At 73.1% G+C, this 21508-nt stretch carries 14 protein-coding genes; 4 read left to right on the top strand and 10 right to left on the bottom strand.

Features of this window, described 5'->3' with window-relative positions; genetic code table 11:
- Position 1: 1 nt before the first annotated feature.
- From AB0I88_RS19455 to ftsY, 7 genes are all read right to left on the bottom strand, one after another.
- Entirely contained in the window at positions 2 to 1036 is a 1035-nt protein-coding gene (locus tag AB0I88_RS19455; protein WP_361025928.1) for a class I SAM-dependent methyltransferase, read from the bottom strand.
- Entirely contained in the window at positions 1033 to 3495 is a 2463-nt protein-coding gene (locus AB0I88_RS19450) for a glycosyltransferase family A protein (protein ID WP_361025925.1), read from the bottom strand. Before AB0I88_RS19450 ends, AB0I88_RS19455 begins: the two co-directional genes overlap by 4 nt.
- A gap of 118 nt (positions 3496 to 3613) precedes the next feature.
- Positions 3614 to 5884, bottom strand: a complete 2271-nt coding sequence (locus tag AB0I88_RS19445) for a [protein-PII] uridylyltransferase (protein WP_361025922.1) — start codon at positions 5882 to 5884, stop codon at positions 3614 to 3616.
- Between the two features lie 4 nt (positions 5885 to 5888).
- Complete coding sequence (locus AB0I88_RS19440; RefSeq protein WP_183216535.1) at positions 5889 to 6227, bottom strand: P-II family nitrogen regulator; 339 nt, start codon at positions 6225 to 6227, stop codon at positions 5889 to 5891.
- 36 nt (positions 6228 to 6263) lie between these two features.
- A complete protein-coding gene (locus tag AB0I88_RS19435; protein WP_361025919.1) occupies positions 6264 to 7649 on the bottom strand; it encodes an ammonium transporter in 1386 nt (461 codons plus the stop codon).
- Positions 7650 to 7883: 234 nt separating this feature from the next.
- Complete coding sequence (locus AB0I88_RS19430; protein WP_361025916.1) at positions 7884 to 8681, bottom strand: aminoglycoside phosphotransferase family protein; 798 nt, start codon at positions 8679 to 8681, stop codon at positions 7884 to 7886.
- 79 nt (positions 8682 to 8760) lie between these two features.
- Positions 8761 to 9951 (bottom strand): signal recognition particle-docking protein FtsY, encoded by a 1191-nt coding sequence (gene ftsY, locus AB0I88_RS19425; protein WP_361025913.1) that lies wholly within the window; start codon positions 9949 to 9951, stop codon positions 8761 to 8763.
- Between the two features lie 139 nt (positions 9952 to 10090).
- Between ftsY and AB0I88_RS19420 the strand changes: the two genes are divergently transcribed.
- The gene (locus tag AB0I88_RS19420; RefSeq protein ID WP_361026142.1) at positions 10091 to 11770 is read left to right on the top strand and encodes an alkaline phosphatase D family protein; all 1680 of its coding nucleotides are present in this window, start codon (positions 10091 to 10093) and stop codon (positions 11768 to 11770) included.
- A 6-nt stretch (positions 11771 to 11776) separates the two neighbouring features.
- On the opposite strand, the gene AB0I88_RS19415 is transcribed toward AB0I88_RS19420, so the two are convergent.
- From AB0I88_RS19415 to AB0I88_RS19405, 3 genes are all read right to left on the bottom strand, one after another.
- Positions 11777 to 12391: an HAD-IA family hydrolase gene (locus AB0I88_RS19415; protein WP_361025910.1), complete on the bottom strand. Its 615-nt coding sequence runs from the start codon at positions 12389 to 12391 to the stop codon at positions 11777 to 11779.
- A gap of 9 nt (positions 12392 to 12400) precedes the next feature.
- Positions 12401 to 15982, bottom strand: a complete 3582-nt coding sequence (gene smc, locus AB0I88_RS19410) for a chromosome segregation protein SMC (RefSeq protein WP_361025907.1) — start codon at positions 15980 to 15982, stop codon at positions 12401 to 12403.
- 202 nt (positions 15983 to 16184) lie between these two features.
- The gene (locus AB0I88_RS19405) at positions 16185 to 16379 is read right to left on the bottom strand and encodes a hypothetical protein (RefSeq protein WP_361025904.1); all 195 of its coding nucleotides are present in this window, start codon (positions 16377 to 16379) and stop codon (positions 16185 to 16187) included.
- A 651-nt stretch (positions 16380 to 17030) separates the two neighbouring features.
- On the opposite strand from AB0I88_RS19405, the gene AB0I88_RS19400 reads away from it, so the two are divergent.
- The 3 genes from AB0I88_RS19400 to AB0I88_RS19390 are packed head-to-tail and all read left to right on the top strand — an operon-like array spanning position 17031 to position 21360.
- Positions 17031 to 18566 carry a DUF3492 domain-containing protein gene (locus AB0I88_RS19400; protein ID WP_361025901.1) on the top strand — a complete coding sequence of 512 codons (1536 nt, stop codon included), beginning with the start codon at positions 17031 to 17033 and terminating at the stop codon, positions 18564 to 18566.
- Positions 18563 to 20818 (top strand): hypothetical protein, encoded by a 2256-nt coding sequence (locus AB0I88_RS19395; protein WP_361025898.1) that lies wholly within the window; start codon positions 18563 to 18565, stop codon positions 20816 to 20818. Before AB0I88_RS19400 ends, AB0I88_RS19395 begins: the two co-directional genes overlap by 4 nt.
- On the top strand, positions 20815 to 21360 hold the full coding sequence (locus tag AB0I88_RS19390) for a spherulation-specific family 4 protein (RefSeq protein ID WP_361025895.1): 546 nt from the start codon (positions 20815 to 20817) through the stop codon (positions 21358 to 21360). The genes AB0I88_RS19395 and AB0I88_RS19390 overlap by 4 nt, the downstream gene beginning before the upstream one ends.
- Positions 21361 to 21508: the final 148 nt, after the last annotated feature.

Here is a 21508-nt window from a genome sequence, read left to right as displayed (position 1 = left end):
CTCAGCCGCGTACGGTGGCCATCGCCGGCGGCCGCGCGAACGTCAGCACCGCGTGCCGGCCGAGCAGCTCACCCTCCCGGGTCAGCCCGTCGTACCGCTGGGTCCAGTCGGCCAGCGCGGCCTGCTCGTCGGGCCGCCCGGCGTCGTCGAAGACGATCGTGGCCTGGTCCGCGAGCCGCTTCTCGATCATGTGCAGGGCCGGGTAGCGGGCGTCCGGTCCGGTCGCCGCGGGCGGGCCGTCGATCAGCACGAAGTCGATGTCGTGCAGGTCGGCCAGCGCCTCCGGGTCGTACCAGGAGTAGTCGCGGCCGTCGATGCCGACCGGGGTGAGCGGGGCGTCCCGCACCTCGGCGATCTCGGTGAGCCCGTGCGTGGCCAGCGCCGCCCGGGTCCGGTACGCGTACCCCGGCTCGTGGTCCAGCGAGACCAGCCTGCCGCCGGACTTCTCCAGCGCGTAGGCGATCCACACCGACGAGGTGCCGCTGCCCAGCTCCAGCACCAGGCGCGGCCGCCGGGTCCGGATCAGGTGCAGCAGTTCCAGCAGGTCGGTGGGGTTGAGCGCGAAGTCCCCGGACGACGGCATCGGCGCCCGCGGGATGAAGCCCTGGAACAGCTGCACGGTCGCCTCGAACTCGCGGGGCAGCGACAGCACCTGGGCGGAGCCGGCCTTGCGGTCGGTGAGCTGCCTGACCCGGGCGATCGCCTCGGCCAGCTCCAGGTGCCGGTCACCGGCGGTCAGGCGTTCCCGCTCCACGGCGGCGACCAGGCGGCGCTGCATCTCCTCGACCGTGGTCCGCAGGTCCCACTGGGCGGCGACCCCGGCCTTCTGCACCTTGGCGAGGCGCCGGTACAGCATCAGCAGCGCGGCCACGATGACGCCGCCGAGCAGGGCGAGCAGGGCGGTGGCGATCCCGTCGTGCCCGGTGAGCGCGGCGGCCACGGCCCCGGCGCTGCAAACACCGGCGGACGCCGGCACCACGGCCCGCGGGCCGGTCGAACGCGGCAGCCGGCGGCGGATTCGGCTCAGGGTGCTCATGCTGACAACTCCTCCTGGGTGCATTTCCCCCGGGGTAACGGGGCGGATCGCGACCTCGTTACGCCCTCGGCCGGCACGTGCGGGAGCAGAGTCCCGAGCCGCTCGGCCAGCAGGCCCGGCCGATGGTCGCGCTCGACGGCGGCCCGGGCCCGCAGGCTCTGGGCGGTGTAGCGGGCCGGATCGGACCGGAACCGGCGCACCACGGCCGGCACGTCGGCCGGATCGCAGGCCGCCGCCGCGGCACCGAACGCGCCCGCGAGACGCGGCGGGACGAGCACCACACAGCCGGTGGCGGCCGCCTCCAGGGCCGGCCTCGACATCGGCTCGACCGCCTGCTCCGGCGGGAAGTGCAGGTAGAAGTCGAGCTGGGCGGCGAACGTCCGCGGTTCCACGTCGGCCGCCTCGTAGACCAGCCAGGACGCGGGCAGGGCGGTCGGGCGCAGCGGGCTCTCCGGCAGCCGCAGCCGGACGTCGGCCCCGTCGCACCGGCGCGGCACGGCCAGCGCCCCGGCCAGGTCGCCGGGCCATTCGCCGGCGTCGCACAGGTCGGTGCCGACGACGGCCGGGCCGCGTGGGTCGGGCAGCGGCCGGGCCACGTCCTGCGGCTCGACGACGGACGGCAGGTCGAAACCGGTCAGCTCGGCGCCGGCGAGGAGCTCGCGCACGCCCGGGTCACCCGGGCACCACAGCGGATCGGTTCCGAAGAGCCGGGCCGCCGCCACGGTGACCGCGTCCACGGTGTACCGCCGGTCGGCGCCGTCACGGCGGGCCGGCGCTCGATCGGCCACCACCAGCACCCGGCCGGGCCGCACCCGGCAACCGTCCTCCGGCGCGAACTGGAGCACCTCCGGCTGCCGGACCAGCACCATCCCGGCCCGCACCGGGTCGGTCTCCAGCACCTGCTCCAGCCGGCCGGCGTTGATCAGCCGCTGCACGCCGGGACTGAGGCCGCGGCGCTGCCGGTGCACCGACCGCAGCGCCTCCAGGTGCAGGATCGCCACCGAGAGCCCGGCCCGGCGCAGGGCGGCGATCTCGGCCAGCGCGGCCCGCTGGGTTCCGGCCAGGAAACGCCAGTCGGCGGCCACCACCACGTCGTACCGGCCGGTCGCGGCGGCACCGCTCAGGTGCGCCGGCGCCACGAACGGGCGGTCGGCGCCGGACCGCTCCCGGTGCGGCGGCCGGGCCGAGGCGTGCCAGCACCGGTACGCCGACATGTACGCGGTCCGCGCCGGATGCATCCAGTAGGCCCGGATCTCGGCCCGTGACAGGGAGCCCTCGGAGAGCCGGATCAGGGCCAGCGTACGGCCGACCCGGCGGATGGCCCGCTTGCCGAAGGCGGTCTGGATCCGTTCCAGGAACTCCGAGTCGGCGGCCTTGCGGACCTCGTCGAACCAGCCGATCCGCTGAATCACCGGGTCCCGGCGGAACAGCAGCGACGACACGTTGACCCGGCCGCGCCGGATCCCCGGACGGGTCATCACCAGCCGGTCGGTGACGCTGATGCCCTCCGACGTGGACGCCACCAGGGCCGGGTCGTCGAGCAGCGGCCGCAGCTGGAGTTCGATCCGGCGCGGGTGGGACCAGTCGTCGGAGTCCTGGAAGGTGACGAAGTCGCCGCGGGCCGCCTCCAGCCCGGCGTTGCGGGCCGCGTAGGTGCCACCGTTCTCCCGCAGGCGGATCAGCCGCACCCGCGGGTCCAGGTCCTCGGCGGCGGCCAGCGTCGCGTCGTGCTCCGGCGGCGACGCGTCGTCCACCACGATGATCTCCAGGTCCGGCCAGGACTGGGCGGCGACCGACCGGACCGCGGTGAGCAGGCCCGGCCCGGGCCGGTAGGCGGTCACCACGACCGTGACACGCTCACCGCCGGTCTCCGCGGGCTGCCCGGCCGATCCGGCGAGACGGTCGAACGGGGCCCGCTCCGGGGCGGCGGCCAGCACCGGCGGCGGCTCCGGGAACAGCCGGCCGAACCGGGCCAGCCAGGCTTCCTCCGGCTCCTTTCCGCCAGCGTACGGGTTGGCCAGATCGATCTCCAGCGTCTCCCGGGCCGGGGCCGGGATCCGCCGGTACGCCCCGAGCAGCTCCCGTGCCTTCTCCGGGCCCTGCCAGGCGTAGGCCAGCTGGGCGTGCAGGGCCTGGTGGTCGGCCGGCAGCCGGGACCGCAGCAGGGCGTACAGGGCCAGCGCGTCGTCCCGGTCGCCGGGCAGCTCCTCCTGGAGGGCGATGGTCCGCGCCAGCTCGGCGAGCCGGGCCGGGTCGGCGCCCCGCCGCAGCCGGCGCGCGTCCCCGGCCCGGGCCGCCTCCAGGGCCTCCTCGAGGGTGACGCCGGCCGCGCGGGCCAGGACCCGGCGGGCCGCCACCGATCGGGTTCGCATCGCCGTGTTCGGCAGTGACACCTCCGCCCCGGCGCCGGCCAGGGCAACGTGATCGTCCAGCAATGCGACCGGCTGCGCCTCAGCCATCGACTCTCCGTCCGTACCGTGTTGATCCGTTCGGATCAACGCGGACGCGACAGCCGGGGTGACGCCAGGACCGCGTGTCGACTTCAGGCGCGCTCCGCACCCGAAAGCCACACGGTCGTCAGACGGCCGCCAGGACGGCCGCTTCCACCCGATCCCGGTCGGCCGCCTCCGACCAGCCGCCGACCAGGTAGAACGCGTCCACCACGTCGCCGCCCAGGGTGGAGATGCGGGCCGCGCGGATCTCCGCACCGGCTTCGTCGAGGGCGTGCGTCACCCGGTACAGCAGGCCCGGCGAGTCGGCCGCGCGCAGCTCCAGCACCACCGCGTCGGTGGCCACGTCCCGCTGCCAGACCACCCGGGGCGAGGCGGTGCCGCCGCGCCCGCTCATCGCGCGGGCGCGGACCCGCTGGGTCACCGAGACGTCGCCGGCGCCGACTCGGCGCAGGTCGGCCGCGAGAGCCACCGGATCGTACGGCGTCCCGTACCGCGGTTGGGTGTAGAACTCGACGATGGCCCGGCCGTCGACCGTGACGGTGTTGGCGCCGACCACGTCGAGCCGGTGCATCGCCAGGCAGGCGGCCACCCCGGCGAGCAGCCCGCGCCGGTCGGCGGCGGCCACCGCGACCCGGTCGCCGTCGAGGCGCACCACCGGCAGCGTGCCGCCGAGCAGTTCCGGGTCGGGTTCGGGCGGCTCCGGGAGGGCGCCGGTGTCGAGGGCGGTGTGCACCTTGCCGACCAGTTCGGCCATCAGCCGGCCCTTCCAGTCCGACCAGGCGGCCGGCCCGGTGGCGCGGGAGTCGGCCCGCGCCAGCGCGTGCAGCAGGTCGAGGGTGGCCGGGTCGCCGACCTTTCCGGCCACCGACGAGATGGTCTTGGGGTCGCTCAGGTCGCGGCGGGTGGCCACGTCGGGCAGCAGCAGGTGCAGCCGGACCATCCGCTCGACACACGCCACGTCGGCGGGCGGCAGGCCGATCCGGGTGGCGATCTCGGCGGCGATCGGGGCGCCCACGACGCTGTGGTCACCGGGCAGGCCCTTGCCGACGTCGTGCAGGAACGCGCCGATCAGCAGCAGGTCGGGACGGTCCACCTCGCGGGTGTAGGCGGTCGCCTCGTACGCGGCCTGCACCAGATGCCGGTCGAGGGTGAACCGGTGGATCGGGTGGTGCTGCGGCAGGCTGCGCATCCGGGCCCACTCGGGCAGCCAGGCGTCGATCAGCCCGTACCGGTCGCAGGTCTCCCAGGTGGGCAGCAGGCCGGGGCCGGAGCCGAGCAGCGAGACGAGCGCGGCGCGGGCGGCGGGCGGCCAGGGGGTCGGCAGCGGCGGGCAGAACGAGGCGAGCCACTCGCTGGTGGCCCGGGCGATGGGCAGTCGCACGATGGCGGCCGCGGCGGCCACCCGCAGCGACAGGCTGGGGTCGGGCACCGGCCCGATGGCGGTCCGGGCGAGGACCAGTTCGCCGTCCTGTTCGACGACGTCGCGGGCGACGGGGCGGCGGCCGGGCAGGCTGGACGGCCCGCCCCGGCGGCGGCTGCCGCGCAGCCGGTCGATGGCGCGCCAGGCGTCGTCGACGGCGTGGGCGATGGTCCGGGCGTCCCCGGAGACGCGGCGCAGCAGCGTGTCCGGGTCCTCGATGTCGAGCAGCCCGGCGACGGCCGCGCGTTCCTGGGCGACGAGCCGGTCCACCCGCCGGCCGACCGCCAGGTGCAGGGCGTCGCGGGTGTCGAGCAGGCGCAGGGTGGCGGCGCGGACCGCGGGCCGCATGGTGTCGGCGATCCCGGCGCGGCCGACGCCGCGCAGCAGGGTGACGTCGCGCAGCCCGCCGGACGCCTCCTTGAGGTCGCCCTCGAGCAGGAAGGCGAGCTCGCCGTGGCTGGTCCAGCGGGCGGTGGTGAGTTCCTTGAGCTGTGGCACGAGACGCACCGCGGTCCGCCGCCACTGGTCCGAGGCGGCCGTGATCAGCTCGTGGGAGAGGTCCGCGTCGCCGGCCACGTGCCGGGCGTCGAGCAGGCCGAGTGCCACCTTCACGTCGTCGTGGGCGACGGAGAGAGCCTCGGGGAGGGTCCGCACCGAGTGGTCCAGCCCGAGGCGGGCGTCCCAGATCGGATACCACAGGGCGGAGGCGATCCGGTCGATGCCGGCCGCGCCGCGGTGCAGCAGCACCAGGTCGAGATCGCTGTACGGCGCGCAGTCGCGCCGGCCGAGCCCGCCCACCGCGAGAAGGCTGACGCCGGGCAGGTGGGAGGGGAAGAGCCGGCTGAGCCAGACGTCGAGCGCCGTCGCCCGCTCGTCGCGGGCGGCGGCGCCGATGTGTTCCTTCAGCTTGTCGAGTGAGCCACCGGCGGCCGGGCGTGCCGGTGGGGCCGGCGGCTCACTCAACGGGTTCGTCATGGGTTTACAGGGCGTCGAGGCCGCGCTCGCCGGTGCGGACCCGGACCACCTCGTCGACCGAGGTGACCCAGACCTTCCCGTCGCCGATCTTGCCGGTCCGCGAGGCGGTGACGATGGCGTCGACGATCTTCTCGACGTCGATCTCGTCGGTCAGCACCTCGACCTTGATCTTCGGCAGGAACTCGACGGTGTACTCGGCGCCCCGGTACACCTCGGTGTGTCCCTTCTGCCGACCGTAACCCTGTACCTCGCTCACGGTGAGCCCGGCGACGCCCAGGGCGTGCAGAGCCTCCTTCACCGCGTCGAGCTGGTACGGCTTGATGACCGCGGTCACCAGCTTCATGCTCAGTCCTTCCATCGCAGCAGCCATCGGGGGAATTTAGCCGGAGACCTTCTGGCTGACGGAGGCCTTCCCGTCAGCGTCCACGGTCTCCTTGGTGCCGATACCGGCCATGGCGAACGCGCCACCGCCGCCGGCCCCGGCTGCCGGGGTGAGGTCGTAACCGCTCTCGCCGTGGGCGGTGATGTCGATGCCGCCGACCTCGTTCTCCTCGCTGACGCGGCCGAGCTTGATCGCCTTGAGGATCAGTGCCAGGACCGCCGCCACCACGAAGGAGTAGGCGGTGACCAGGGCGCTTCCCTCGAACTGGCGGAGCAGCTGGGTGGCGCCGCCGTCGTAGAAGAGACCGTTGCTGGCGTTGAGGATCGCCTTGTCGGTGATGCCGGCGTTGACGGAGTCGGTGGCGAAGAAGCCGATCGCGAGGGAGCCGATCCAGCCGCCGACGAAGTGGACACCGACCACGTCGAGCGAGTCGTCGTAGCCAAAGCGGTACTTGAGGCCGACGGCGAGGGCACAGACCGCACCGGCGATCAGGCCGATGATCACGGCCGGGACCGGCTCGACGAAGCCACAGGCCGGGGTGATGGCGACCAGACCGGCGACCGCGCCGGAGGAGGCGCCGACCAGGGTCGGCTTGCGGTCCCGGATCCACTCGACGGCGACCCAGCCGACGAGCGCGGCGCCGGTGGCGACCTGCGTGTTGATGAAGGCGATCACGGTGGTGCCGTCGACGGTCAGCTCGGAGCCGGCGTTGAAGCCGAACCAGCCGAACCACAGCAGGCCGGCGCCGAGGGCGACGAACGGCACGTTGTGCGGCCGCATGTTCTCCTTCGGCCAGCCGATGCGCTTGCCGAGGACCAGGACCAGCGCGAGAGCCGCGGCGCCGGCGTTGATGTGGACCGCGGTGCCACCGGCGAAGTCCAGGGCCCGGATCTCGGTGCCGATGAAGCCGCCACCCCACACCATGTGCGCGACCGGGATGTAGACCAGGGTGAACCAGCCGACGGCGAAGAGGACCCAGCCGCCGAACTTCATCCGGTCCGAGACCGCGCCGCTGATCAGGGCGACGGTGATGATCGCGAACATCATCTGGAAGACCAGGAAGGCGTACGCCGGGATGCCGGTGTTGGCCCCGAAGAACAGCCACTCCTCGGTGATCTTGGCGGCGTCGGCGCCGAGGTAGTCGAAGTTGCCGATGATGTTGTTCAGGCCGGAGCTCTCGTTGACGCCGAAGGCCAGGCTGAATCCGTAGAGGATCCACAGGACGCTGATGAGCCCCAGACAGGAGAAACTCATCATCATCATGTTCAGGACACCCTTGGACCGGTTGAGGCCACCGTAGAACAGCGCCAGCCCGGGTGTCATGAGCAAAACGAGCGCAGACGACAGGAGCAACCAGGCGGTATTGCCGGTGTTGATCTCCACGCTGCCTCCTCTCGGAATAGGTGTCCTCTCACACCGGACCTGGGGCAGCGTCGCCTGTCGGCCGGTTCGGCGGAAGCCTTCCGGTCGGCTGTTTCGAGCACGGTCTACGCGTGGTTTCCGGGACGTCACGCGTTGTTTCCGACGTGTGAAGAAAAACTCACAGTCAGGAATGTCACGGCCTCTGAGCTGCCACGATATCGCCGGATTCGCCCGGGTCGCAGCGCTTCGGGGGACTCAGCGCAACGCGTACTCGAGGATGTGGCGCTCGTAATCCAACAGGCGCAAGTCCCGCATCGGGCGACGCAGATGGCCCTTGTGCACGATCCGGACGAACGCCGGATCGCCGGCCGCGGCCATCCGCCGGATGCCCTCGACATGGTCGACGATCCGCTTCCGGATGGTCCGCACCAGCCGGTGCCGGTCCCGCGGGATCAACCCGTACGCGTCCGCGAACAACCGCAGCCGCCGCGGCCGGTTGGGCCGCTTCCACCCGAGCGTGTACGAATCCCGGTCGCTGAACAGGGGCACCCAGGTCCACGCCGCGTAGGCCACGTCGTACAGCCGTGAGCCGGGCGAGGCCAGGTCGAAGTCGATCAGCGCGAGTGTCCCGTCCGGCCGCCAGACCACGTTGTGCGGGGCCGCGTCGTGGTGACAGATCACCTCGGTGTCGGGCGGGGGCGGCCCGAACGAGCGCCAGACCGCGCCGGGCGGGGGGACGAAACCGTACTGCGCGTCGTGGAACATCCGCAGCATGGTCGCCACGGTGACCAGCGCCTCCTCGGTGACCCAGTGGGGCGCGAGAGGATACTCCCCGCACTCGCCGTCCAGGTAGGAGAGCACCTCCCGGCCCTTCTCGTCCATGCCGAGGGCGCGCGGCGAACCGGTGAACCCGACCCGCTCCAGGTGGTGCAGCAGGGCGTGCACGGCGGGCGTCCACGGCCCCGCGTTACGCCGGACGGTGTTCCCGACTTTGGAGACCGTGCTGACGTTGCCACCGTGCAGCGGTATCTCGCGCACCGGCTCATGCGTCACTCACGGCCTCCAGGTCTCCCATCCAACCGCCCCGCCCACCGCTCATAGGTCGGACTGAAGGCGGAGCACAACCCGCAGCCTACGCGTCCGCTCCGAGGAGGGCTTCCACGAAGGCGGCGGGCTCGAACGGCGCCAGATCGTCCGGCCCCTCACCGAGACCGACCAGCTTGACCGGGATCCCCAGTTTCCGCTGCACGGCGATGACGATGCCGCCCTTGGCGGTGCCGTCGAGTTTGGTGAGCACCACTCCCGTGACGTCCACCACCTCGGTGAAGACCCGGGCCTGCTCGAGACCGTTCTGCCCGGTGGTGGCGTCCAGCACGAGCAGGGTCTCGTCGACCGGGCCGTGTTTCTCCACCACCCGCTTGACCTTGCCCAGCTCGTCCATCAGGCCGACCTTGTTCTGCAGGCGGCCCGCGGTGTCGATCAGCACGGTGTCCACGGACGTGTCGATACCCCGCTTCACGGCGTCGAACGCCACGCTCGCCGGATCTCCCCCTTCCGGGCCACGGACGGTCTCCGCGCCGACCCGCTCGCCCCAGGTCTGGATCTGGTCGGCGGCCGCCGCCCGGAACGTGTCGGCCGCACCGAACAGCACGGTGCGCCCGTCGGCGATCAGCACCCGGCCGATCTTGCCGCAGGTGGTGGTCTTGCCGGCCCCGTTCACCCCGACGACCAGGACCACGGCGGGCCGGCCGTCGTGCGGGACGGTCTTCAGGGTGCGGTCCATCTCCGGCTCCAGGGCCGACACGAGCTCCTCGGCGAGTTGCTCCCGCACCTCGGTGAGGGTCCGGGTGCCGAGGATCCGGACCCGTTCCTTGAGCCGCTCGACGATCACCTGGGTGGCCTCGACCCCGACGTCCGCGGTGATCAGGCTCTCCTCGATCTCGTCCCAGTCGTCCTCCTCCAGGTGGTCCCGGGAGAGCACGCTGAGCAGGCCCCGGCCGAGCGCGCTCTGCGAGCGGGCCAGCCGGGCGCGCAGCCGGACCAGCCGGCCGACCGAGGGCTCCGGTTTCTCGAGGACCGGTTCCTCGACGACCGGGGCCGGCGGCTCCTCCACCACGACCGGCGCGGGCGGCTCGATGAGCGGCGGGATCTCCTCCTCGACCGGCGGCACCGTGGGCGCGGCCGGCGGGCGCTCCAGGGTGGTGGTCCCGCCCGTGGTGGGCGGCGGCGGAAGATCGCGGCGGCGCATCTTCGGCACCACCAGCCCGACCGCGCCCACGACCAGGACGACGAGCAGGATCACTGCGGCGACCACGTATTCCATGCCCGAATCCTGACAGATGAGCCGTCCGGCCGTGGGAGAGGCCGCGCACTGGCGATCCCGGGCCGTCCTGGCGGAGGATGGGACGCCCCCTCAACAGCGCGGAGGATCTCCCCATGTGTCACACCCCCGGAACCACCCGTTGACCGCTCAGCTTCTCATCGGCCCGGTGCTGCGCCGGGTGGTCGGCGACCGCGCCACCCTGTGGCTGGAGACCAGCGAGCCGGCCGAGGCGCGGGTCGAGGTCGACGGCGCGGGCGCCGGCGCGGCGCACACCTTTTCGGCGTACGGGCACCACTACGCCGTCGTGGTGGTGGACGGCCTGGCCCCGGACTCGGCGAACCCGTACCGGTTGTTCCTCGACGACCGGCAGGTCTGGCCGGAGGCGGAGTCGGAGTACCCGGCGCCGGTGATCCGGACCCGGGCCGCCGACGACCGTGAGCAGCCGGTGTGCCTGGTCTTCGGCTCGTGCCGGGAGGCCACCCCGCAGGCGAGCCGCCGACGGCTGCCCCCGGACGCGCTGGACGCCTACGCCCGCCGCCTGATGACCGGCCCGGTGGAGCGCCCGGATCTGCTGGTCCTGCTCGGCGACCAGGTCTACGCCGACGAGACCTCGGCCAAGGTGCGGCGTTTCCTGCGGCGCCGCCGGCGTAACGGTCACCAGGGCCCGGAGAACCAGGTGGTGTCCTTCGAGGAGTACACGAAGCTGTATCTGGAGTCGTGGCGGGACCCAGAGGTGCGCTGGCTGTTCAGCACCGTGCCGAGTGTGATGGTCTTCGACGATCACGAGTTGATCGACGACTGGAACACCTCGGCCTCCTGGCGTGCCGACATGGCGCGGGAGCCGTGGTGGCGGGAGCGGATCGCCGGTGGTCTCGCCTCCTACTGGATCTACCAGCACCTGGGCAACCTGAGCCCGGACGAGCTGGCCGCCGATCCGCTGTTCCAGAAGGTCATCGCCGCCGAGGACGCCACCGGCCTGATGCGCGAGTTCGGCCACCAGGTGGACGAGCCGTCCTCGGCGGAGAACACCGACGTGCCGTACCAATGGAGTTTCGCCCTCGACCTGGGCCGGACCCGGCTCGTGGTGCTGGACAACCGCTGCAACCGGGTGCTCACCCCGGGCGCCCGGTCCATGCTGCCGGCCACCGAGTGGAACTGGTTCCTGGACCGCGCCCACGGCGACTACGACCACCTGGTGATCGGCTCGTCGTTGCCGTGGCTGATGCCGCCCGCCATCCACTACCTGGAGGCGTGGAACGAGCGGGTGGCCGAGTCGCACCGGCCCCGGGTGGCGGCGTTCGGCGAGAAGGTCCGGCGGGCCTTCGACCTGGAGCACTGGGCCGCGTTCGGCAAGTCGTTCGCGGCGCTGGGCGAGTTGTTCCGGCGGCTCGGCGAGGGCGATCCGGCCGCCGAGGGCCACCGTGTCGGCGCCGGCGGGGTGTATGCGGCGCCCGCCTCGATCAGCGTTCTTTCCGGTGACGTTCATCACTCGTACGTGGCACGTGCCGACTTCGGTCACGCCATGACCACGCCGGTGTACCAGCTCACCTGCTCGCCGATCCACAACGAGGTGCCGCTGCCGATGCGACCGCTGATGCGGATCGCCTGGTCCCGGGCGGTGGCGCAGGTCGTCCGCGGGCTGGCCCGGACCGTCTCGGTACACAAGCCGGCGCTGCGCTGGAAGCGGCTGGCCGGCCCGTACTTCGGCAACGCGGTCGGCACCCTCCACCTGGAGGGCGCGACCGCGATCGCCCGCATCGAGGGCACCACCAAGGACGGTGAACTGATCGAGGTGGCGGCCGCCCGCTACCGACCCTGACCTACCTCATTCCGGCAGGTCGAGGACCTTGCGCAGATAGGGGACGTGCTCGGGCCCGGCCCAGCGGTAGCCGGACAGCCCGGCCGAGCGCGCCCCCCGGATCACCCGGTCGTCGTCGTCCACGAAGAGGACGTGCTTCGGCAGCTCGCCGATCGCCTGGCAGGCCTGCTCAAAGTACTCCGGGGCCGGCTTGTGGATCTTCGTCTCCCAGGAGCTGACGACCAGATCCACCTCGCCGGTGAGGCCGAGCGCGTCCAGGTCGCCGCGGAGCCGGTCGGTGGCGTTGGTGGCGAGGCCCACCTTCCGGCCCGCGGCGCGCACCTCCCGGACGAAGGCGAGCGCCTCCGGATCCACCTCACCCCGGTACGCCTGCCACGCGGCGACCGCCGCCGTGGACTCGGCCTCGGGAAGGGGCAGCCGGTCGGCGACGAGCTTCATCCACTCGGCGTCGGTGATCTCGCCGGCCATCGCGGGCCGGTAGATGTCCCACGACATCGAGGTCTCCAGCAGCGCGGCCGGCTTGAGCCCGTACTCGATCTCGATCGCGATCATCGGAGCCGGATCCCAGCGGCGCAGCACGCCGTCCAGGTCGATCAACAGTGCCCGGGCACGGTCGCGCATGCGTTTCCCTCATTCGTCCGGGTCGCGTGCGAGGCGCTGGCTGATCACCTGGGTGACGCCGGCCCGCATCGTGACGCCGTACAGGGCGTCCGCGACCTCCATCGTCCGTTTCTGGTGCGTGATGATGAGCAGCTGGCTCTTCTCGCGAAGCTGCTGGAAGAGGGTAATCAACCGGCCCAGGTTGACGTCGTCGAGGGCCGCCTCCACCTCGTCCATGATGTAGAAGGGCGACGGCCGGGCCCGGAAGATGGCACAGAGCATGGCCACCGCGGTCAGCGAGCGCTCGCCACCGGACAGCAGCGACAGCCGCTTGATCTTCTTGCCCGGCGGGCGGGCCTCCACCTCCACGCCGGTGGTGAGCATGTCCTCCGGGTCGGTGAGGATCAGCCGGCCCTCGCCACCCGGGAAGAGCACCTGGAACACCGCCTGGAACTCACGGGCGGTGTCCTCGAACGCCGACGTGAACACCTCCAGGATCCGGTCGTCCACGTCCTTGACCACGGTGAGCAGATCCCGCCGGGTGGCCTTGAGGTCCTCCAGCTGGTCGGAGAGGAATTTGTACCGCTCCTCCAGGGCGGCGAACTCCTCCAGCGCCAGCGGGTTGACCTTGCCCAGCAGGGTGAGGTCCCGCTCCGCCTTGTTGGCCCGCTTCTCCTGGGTGGGCCGGTGGAACGGCACCGGCCCGGGCGCCGGTTTGCCGTCCTTCTCCGCCTGCGCCACGTCGGCCTGGGTCGGCGGCACCAGCTGATCCGGGCCGTACTCGCTGATCAGCGTCTCCACGTCGAGCGAGAAGTCCTCGGCGGCCTTGGCCTCCAGCTGGTCGATGCGCATCCGCTGCTCGGCCCGGGCCATCTCGTCCCGGTGCACCTCGCTGGTCAGCCGCTCCAGTTCGGCGACCAGGCGCTTGGCCGTCGCGCGTACCTCCTGGAGCTCCGCCTCCCGGCTGGTCCGCGCGCTCGCGAGCTGATCGCGGTGCTCGGCCGCCGCGGCCAGGGAGACCGCGACGCGCTCCAGCGCGGCCGCCGCGCCGTGTGCGACCGCGCGGGCGATCTCGGCGCCTCTCGCGCGCGCGGCCCGCCTCGCGGCGGCCCGTTCCCGGGCCTGCCGTTCCGCGTTGGCCTGGCGCATCAGCGAGTCGGCGCGGCCCGCGATCGAGGAGACCCGTTCCTCAGCGGTACGGACGGAGAGCCGCACCTCCATCTCGTTCTGCCGTGACTGCGGCACCAGTGCGGCGAGGCGGTCGCGTTCCTCCGTGGACGGCTCCTCGTCGAGCGGGGTGTCCTCGGCCAGCCGCAGCCGCTCCTCCAGCTCGGCCACCCGCATCAGATCGGTCTCCCGGGCGGCCTGCGCCTTCTGCAGCGACGCCCCGAGCCGGTCGGTCTCCGCCTTGGCGGACCGTGCGGCGGCGCCCAGCTCGGCGAGCCGGCGGGCGGCCGCGTTGCGCTCGCCCTCGGCGGCCCGCTTGGCCTGGGCGGCGACGTTGACCGCCTGCTTGAGCTCGGCCACCTCGGCCCGGGCCGCGCCCAGCCGCTCCTTGAGCTCGGCGATGCTCTGCTCGGCGGCGGCCCGCTTCGTCTTGGCCTCGTCGACGGCCGCCTGCACCTCGATGTAGCTGGTGGCCTTCGCCGAGCCGCCGGCCGCGGCGTAGGCGCCCAGCACGTCGCCCTCCGGTGTCACCGCACGCAGCTCGGGGTTCGCCGCGATCAGGCTCGCCGCGGCCGCCAGGTCCGCGACCAGCACCACGTCGCGCAGCGCCCGGTTGATCGCGGCCCGGATCCGCTCCGGGCAGTCGATCACCTCGGGCGCCCAGACGGCGCCCTCCGGCAGCTCCGGCCGCAGGCTCGCGAGCGAACCCCGCATGCCCGGCCCGGCGGATCCGGCGACGATCAGGTCGGCCCGGCCCGCGTCGGCGATCTTGAGGGTGCGCATGGCCTCGATCGCCTCGTCCACACCGGTCAGGGCGACGGAGTCGGCCAGCCCGCCCAGCGCGGCGGCGAGCGCCACCTCGTGACCCGGCCGGACCGTCAGCATCGAGGCGAGGCTGCCCAGCAGCCCCGGCACCTGACCGGCCCGGGCCAGCAGCGCCCCGGCGCCGTCCTTGCGCTTGAGACCCATCGCCAGGGCTTCCTCACGCGCCTTCCAGCCGGCCGCGTCCTTCTCGGCGGCCCGTTCGGCGTCGTTCAGCTCGCGGACCACGGCCGCGGCCCGGTCGTGCGCGGCCACCGCCTCGTCGTGCCGCGCGTCCAGGTCGGCGTTGTCCCGGTCGGCCTCGGACGACTCGGCGGCGACCAGGTCGACCTCGGCCTGCGCCGCCTCGGCCCGCATCAGGGCGTCGTCGTGGGCGGCGGCGAGCCGCTCGATCTCCTCGGCGGCGCTGCTGGTGCGGGCACGGGCCGCGTTCACGTTGCCGGTCAGCTTGGCCAGGCCCTCGCGCCGGTCGGCGATCGCCTTGGCGGCGGATCGCAGCTCGCCCTCGGCGGCGGCAAGCTGGCGTTCCAGGTCCTGCCGGTACTCGACCGCCTCGGCGAGCCGCATCTGGTCCTCGGTGAGCGCCTCGCGGAGTTCCTCCTCCTGTTCGCGGACCCGCTCGGCCTCGGCCTCCAGCATCTCCGGGTCACGGCCGGGACGCTCGTCGTCGGGGGTGGCCGCCAGGTGCCGCAACCGCTCGGTGGCCAGCTGCTCGGTGGACCGGAACCGCTCCTGCAGGGTGGACAGCTTGTACCAGGTGTCCTGCGCCGCGGCCAGCAGCGGCGCGTCCTCGGCGTGCGCCAGCTCCAGGTCGGCGAGCCGGCGCTGAACCTCCTGGTTCTCCTCCTCGACCTGCCCGCGCCGCTCCCGCATCGCCGACTCGTCGGCGATCTCCTTGTCCAGGGTGGTGCGCAGCGTGTGCAGATCGTCGGCGAGCAGCCGGAGCCGGGCGTCACGCAGATCGGACTGGATGCCGGCGGCCCGCCTGGCCACCTCGGCCTGTTTGCCGAGCGGCTTCAGCTGCCGCCTCAGCTCGGTGGTCAGGTCACCCAGGCGGTTCAGGTTGACCCCCATGGCGTCCAGCTTGCGGATCGCCTTTTCCTTGCGCTTGCGATGCTTCAGTACGCCTGCCGCCTCCTCGATGAAGGCACGGCGGTCCTCGGGCTTGGCGTGCAGCATGGCGTCGAGCCGGCCCTGCCCGACGATGATGTGCATCTCCCGGCCGATGCCGGAGTCACTGAGCAGTTCCTGGATGTCGAGCAGCCGGCAGGAGTTGCCGTTGATCTCGTACTCGCTCGCGCCGTCCCGGAACATCCGCCGGGTGATCGACACCTCGGTGTACTCGATCGGCAGAGCGCCGTCGTTGTTGTCGATCGTGAGGGTCACCTCGGCGCGGCCCAGCGGCGCCCGGCCGGCCGTGCCGGCGAAGATGACGTCCTCCATCTTGCCGCCGCGCAGCGCCTTGGCGCCCTGCTCGCCGAGAACCCAGGCGATGGCGTCGACGACGTTGGATTTGCCGGAGCCGTTCGGACCCACCACACAGGTGATGCCCGGCTCCAGCCGCAACGTGGTGGCGGAGGCGAAGGACTTGAAGCCCTTGACCGTCAGGCTCTTGAGGTGCACGGATCTCCGAGAAAGGTCGGCCGGGTACGTCTGCTGGGAGGCAGGCTACCCGCCGGTGCTATCCCGCAGCGGAATCACGTGGTCAAAAAGCTGCGCGCCGCCACGGGAGTGGAGGCGCGCTTTTTCTTCGGTGCGTCTGGTGTGCGAGGGGATGATGACGCCGGCCGGCTACCCCGAGTACCCACCGGCATCAGGACGGAGCTCAGGTCAGTGCGGGCTCGGTCAGCCGCGCGAAATCCTCTGCCTCCACCGCCGCCGCGGCGAGACGATCATTCTCCGCCCGGAGGCGGGTGACCTCGAACTCCAGGGCCTGCACCCTGGAACGCAGTCGGGTGACCTCGTCGAGGAGGCGCCGGTCGGGCGCCGCACCTACGTGGCCAAAGAGGGCCTTCGCCATCGTGACTCCTTGTGACGCGCTGCGTCTCGATTTGTGATGCGTTGCCGGAATAGCCGGCCAACGTGGCGCCCAGCGTGCTGACTCAGTACGCAGTAACCAACTCTGTGCGAACTGAACGCACCACATGCTCCCGGGCACGCGAGAGCACAGAATCCCGCCAAGAATCAGCGAGGCTCTAGGTGGTGCGGAGACTCAAGCCACGAATGATCCGGGGCATGAGTGGGCGCGACTGGCGACAACTCCATAGTCCGCCGATACCCACTCTCCGTCAAGCCGAGGGGATGCCGGTGGCGTGCCGGAGTCAAGTGAATCACGCCACCACGGCATTTGATCAGGCGTTATGCCTCCTCCGTGGGCATGTCGATCTCATCAGGCGGGGGCGATTTATGCAAGATCTGGCAACTCGGCGCGAGCGGCGTGGGCCCGGCTCGCGGCGATGGCGCGGGGCGGGGGAGGCGGCGGTGGGAGGGCGTGGCGCCACGTAGATCGACGGACGGTGCGGGCACGAACGCGAGTAGTAGGCACGCACGTCATGGCCTTTCGGGCAAAAACGGGCAAAGACGGCCGACAAACCGGTATAAAAGGTACGTAATTGTGTCGCCTAGCCGACATGCTCCGGTGAGTTCGGCAGGTTGTGTCGTTGCCTCCAGCGTGAATCCGACCCCGTCGCGCGAGCGCATCTGTCTGCTCACCGGCGGCGGGTACCCGTACCGGCGGGACGCCCTCGGCGGATGGTGCCGGACCCTCGTCGAAGGGTTGCGCCGGTTCCGCTTCGAGTTGCTGACCGTCACGGACCGTGAACAACCGTCCGCGCCCGTGTACCCGCTACCGTTCAACGTCGGCTCGGCCCGTGCCATCGCGCTCGGCCGGGACCAGGCTCGTGCCGACCGGCGGCGCGGTGCCGCACCGGACGGCGCCACCGAAGCCGCCGCTCTGCTCTGCCGGGGCCTGCTCGGCGACACGTCACCGGTCAACGCCCTGTTCGGCGACGGTCTGCGACGCATCGCCGCGCTGTGCCCTCCCACCGAGGACACCGTCCACGCGGGCGCGCTGTCGTCGCTGCCCCTGACCGAGGCGCTGCTCGAGGCGTGGCGGCAACGGCAGGCCGACGCGTCCGACGGGCGCCCGCCGCTGCCCCGGCTCAGCGTGCGCGACGCGCGAACCGCCGCCACCCTGCTGCGGCACGCCCTGCGCGCGCTCGCCGTACCGCTGCCCCCGGTGGAACTGGTGCACTGCGTGGGCGGAACCACACCGCTGCTCACCGCGCTGGCCGGACGCTGGAGCACCGGGATCCCGCTGCTGCTCACCGAGGCACGCGCCGCGGTGCCCCGGCACCGACCCGCCGAGGACCGGCTCTCCGCCGGGGTGCGCACCGTGCTGCGGCGGTTCCGCACGTCGGTGGCCCGCACCGGGTACGCCGAGGCGGAGCTGATCGCACCGCTCTCCACCTACCACCACGGCTGGGCCCTGGAACACGGCGCGCAGCCGACCCGGCTCGTCCAGGTGCCCGCCGGGGTGGACCCGCGGGAGTATCCCGGGGCCGTCGAACCCGCCGAGACACCGACCGTGGTGTGGGCCGGCAGCGGCGGGCCGGACAGCGGACTGGCCTGCGTGCTGGAAGCCTTCACCGAGGTGGCGGCGGCCGTACCCGGGGCCGTACTGCACCTGGTCGGGGTCACCGCCGCCCACGAGGAACACTGCGCCGAACAGATCGAAGGGACCGGGCTCGGACGGGCGGTACGGCTGCACCCGCTGCCCGCCGACCCGCGGGACCGGTACACCGTCGGGCAGGTCGTGGCGCACGTTCCGGGGCCGGCCGATCCGCCGTACCGGCTGGTCGAAGCCATGATGTCCGGCCGTGCGGTGGTCGGCGTCGACGTCGGCCCGGCCGGCGAGACACTCGGCGACACCGGCCTGCTGGTGCCGCCCGGCGACCCGTCCGAACTGGCCATCGCCATCGTCGGGCTGCTCCGGTCACCCGGTCGCCGCCGGGCCCTCGGCGACGCGGCCCGCCAGCGTGCCCTCACCCACTTCACCGTCGACCGGGTGGTGCGGGTGTACGGCGCCCTCTACACCGACCTGGCCGCGCCACCGCCGGCGCCGGCCTTCGAACTGGCGCTCACCGTTCCCGCGCCCCGGATCACCACGCCGGCGACCGTGCGCTGGCTAACTCGGGAGAAGGTATGACGATCACTCCCCCGCGCGGCACCGGCGGGACGACGACGCGCTCCGTACGGAGCCGCAACCGCCGCCGCCAGAACGCCGCCACCGATCCCCGCCACGCCGCCGGCCAGCCGGAACTGTCACCCCCGCGCCGTCGGGCCGGCCGGCACGCGGCCGCCGAGCCGGAAGCGCCCGCGCCCCACCCGGCCGAGACCGGCACGGCGGCGCCTCACGGTGACGGCTCCGGTCATCCCGATCCCACCGCGGGCTCGTTCCTCGACGGCGCCGCGGGCGGAGCCGCGCACGCCGGTGAGGGGCGCCGCATCGGTGGGCCGCACGCGGACGGATCATTCGCGGCGGGCGGGGCCTCGCTCCCGGACCCGGAGAGCCCGGCGCCGGCCTGGGACCCGTGGGCGGCGGCCGGCAACGGACTTCCCGCCGCGAGCATCACCGACCCGATGGAGGGCTCGGGGATCGTGGACGGACGGGCCTTCTGGTCCGGTCCGGCACCGACAGCCGCGCCCTCCGGCCCGGCGCCGACGGCCGTTCCCTCCGGTCCGGACACCGGCTGGGACGGTTTCCCGGCCGGGACCGCGGACGGGATCGGAGCCGTGCCGCCGGGCGAGGCCTGGGATGAGCCGGACTCCGCTGAGGGCGAGGGCCACTGGGGCCGGGGCGACGCGGTGAAGACGTGGGCTCCGACGGCCGGGAACGGGACCACGAGCGGATGGGATCCGGCGATCCGAGCCGGCGACCACCCGACCGGGTCCTGGACGTGGCCCCCGGTGGACGACGCCGCGCCCGAGATCTGGGCCGGTACCGGTACGACACACACCCCCGGAGAAACCGGCACCGGATCGAAAGCCTGGACCGGAGCCACCCGAGCGCCCGGAGAAGCCGACGCCGGACTCGCGGTCCGGGCAGAGGGCGGGAGCACGCACAGTGCCGGGGAAGCCGACGCCGGATCCGGTGGCCGGTCCGCCGCCTCTAGCGACGAGGCGGGCGCTCGGGAGGCGTACCGGGGAAGGGGTGTGGAGGAGCACCGGAAAGAGGGACGGCGGCGATCAGGGCGAGGGACGCACGGCCGGCGCGCTCGTAGCGGATATCTGAGCGCCGCGGTCATCCGGTGTGGTCTCTATCTCGGTCCGCTCAGCGCGGCCGTCGCCGGGGCCGAGTCGCTGGGGCGGGTGGCGTGGCCGGTGCCGGCGGTGATGCTTCTGCTCGGGTGGACCGCGGCACAGGGGCTCACCTGCGTGGGCGTGAGCGTCGCCCGCCGGGGTGGGCCGGGCGCCGCGGCGCGGATCGTCGGAGCGGGGTTCGCCGGGGTGATCGGGCTCTGGTTCGCGCTCGTGTGGATCGCCCCGGACGCGCTGCTCGGGCCGGACCGGGCACTCGCCGCCACCGTCGGGCTGGGTGGGCTGCTGACCCTCGGGAGCGTTACCACGGCGCTCGTGACCCGGGCCGAAGGGGTGGTCGCGGGCTGGTTCATGCCCTGCTGGCTGCTCGCCGCCGCGACCATGGCCGGATCCGCGGGAGTCGCCCAGGCCGCTCTCGTGCCGGTGGAGACCCTGCTTCCGGCGGCGATCGTGGCCGTCACGGTCCGTGCCTTCCAGCCCGCGGTGCTCGGCGGGCACGCCTTCCGGGCCGCCGGCGGGACCGCACGGATGTCCCGGCTCGGGGCGGCCGAACGGCGGCGCTGCGTCGCCTACCTGGTGATCGGGGCAGCGCAGGCGACCAGTGTGGCGCTGCTCTGGCGGGGCGGTCCGGCGGTCATGCCGGTGCCCGCGGCGCTGCCTCTGCTGGTGGCCGTTCCCCTGCTGGAAGCGCTGATCGGCTGGCACACCGCCCGCCTCGACGCGGGACTGGACTCGGCCGAGACTCCCGAGGAGTTCGACCGGCACGTACGCAACGTCACCGCGATCACCCTGGCCGGGCTGGTGCCGCCGCTGGCCGCCGGATGTGGGCTGCTGCTGGCCGCGTTCCGGCTGCCGTACGGGTTCTCCGGAGTGCCCGGCGCCCGTGACGCGGTGCTGGCACTCGCCGCCGGAACACTGCTCGGCGGGGTGTTCGCGGTCACCTTCCTGCTGGCGGCCCGGTCCCGGCACGGGATCGCCGCCGTCCTGGCCACCATCCCGCCGCTCGCGGCCGCGGTGCTGGCCCTGTCCGCCCCGCCGGCCGGGCTGCTGCCCGCCGCCGTCGCGGTACTCGCCGCGACGCACCTCGCCGGCCTGCTCATCGTCGCCCTGACCGCCGCCGACCTTCGGAGGACGCCGTGAAAACCCTATTTCCCCCGTACGCCCACCCGTCGCCCGAACTGGAACTCGACTCCGAGACCTGGATCGTCCGGGAACAACCCGGCGACCGGCGCACCCTGCACCAGTCCCTGGGCCGGATCGACCTGGACTGGGGCAGCCGCTCCCTGGCCGACGTGCTCGCCGACGTGGACGCCTGGCGTGCCGACGGGGTGGAGGGGCTGTTCCTGGACCGGGCGCCCGCCGGATCGGGCGGGGTCGGGCCGGTCGCGCTGACCGTCCGGCTGGCCGCCCGGCGCGGGCTGCACCGGGTGGTGCTCAACCCCGGCGTGCCGACCCATCCGCTCTACCGCGATCTGGGAGTGCGGATCTGCACGTTCGAGGGGCCGTGGTCGGCGTACCAGAGCTGGGACGGCGACGGGGTGCGGCCCGGCGACGGGCACATCGTCCACGGGGTTCCGGCGCCGCTGCTCACCGCCGCCCGCCGGTTGATGGGCCGCCGGGGCGCGGGATTCGGCCTGGCCACCGACGCGGCGCCCCGGGTCGGCGCGACCGCCGCGAACTGAACAACCGCCCACAAGATCCTCGCCCGCCACGCAACAGCCCACCCAAACCCCTACGGCGGTGCACTCGACGTCCCCCGCAAAACGCCGCCGGTGTCGAGGCACGTGATTTGCCGACGCCCCCGCGGGGTTTGCGGGGGCGTCGGCAAAT

The organism is Actinoplanes sp. NPDC049802 (genome assembly GCF_040656595.1).
GTDB lineage: Bacteria > Actinomycetota > Actinomycetes > Mycobacteriales > Micromonosporaceae > Actinoplanes.
Note: the sequence above shows the minus strand (reverse complement) of the source record. Positions and strands in the feature narration are given on the sequence as shown.

Coding starts and splice junctions, on each gene's coding strand:
- ftsY (WP_361025913.1), bottom strand. CDS start 9,951: ATGGAATACGTGGTCGCCGCAGTGATCCTGCTCGTCGTCCTGGTCGTG.
- AB0I88_RS19445 (WP_361025922.1), bottom strand. CDS start 5,884: ATGACGAACCCGTTGAGTGAGCCGCCGGCCCCACCGGCACGCCCGGCC.
- AB0I88_RS19455 (WP_361025928.1), bottom strand. CDS start 1,036: ATGAGCACCCTGAGCCGAATCCGCCGCCGGCTGCCGCGTTCGACCGGC.
- AB0I88_RS19450 (WP_361025925.1), bottom strand. CDS start 3,495: ATGGCTGAGGCGCAGCCGGTCGCATTGCTGGACGATCACGTTGCCCTG.
- AB0I88_RS19440 (WP_183216535.1), bottom strand. CDS start 6,227: ATGAAGCTGGTGACCGCGGTCATCAAGCCGTACCAGCTCGACGCGGTG.
- AB0I88_RS19405 (WP_361025904.1), bottom strand. CDS start 16,379: ATGGCGAAGGCCCTCTTTGGCCACGTAGGTGCGGCGCCCGACCGGCGC.
- AB0I88_RS19415 (WP_361025910.1), bottom strand. CDS start 12,391: ATGCGCGACCGTGCCCGGGCACTGTTGATCGACCTGGACGGCGTGCTG.
- AB0I88_RS19395 (WP_361025898.1), top strand. CDS start 18,563: ATGACGATCACTCCCCCGCGCGGCACCGGCGGGACGACGACGCGCTCC.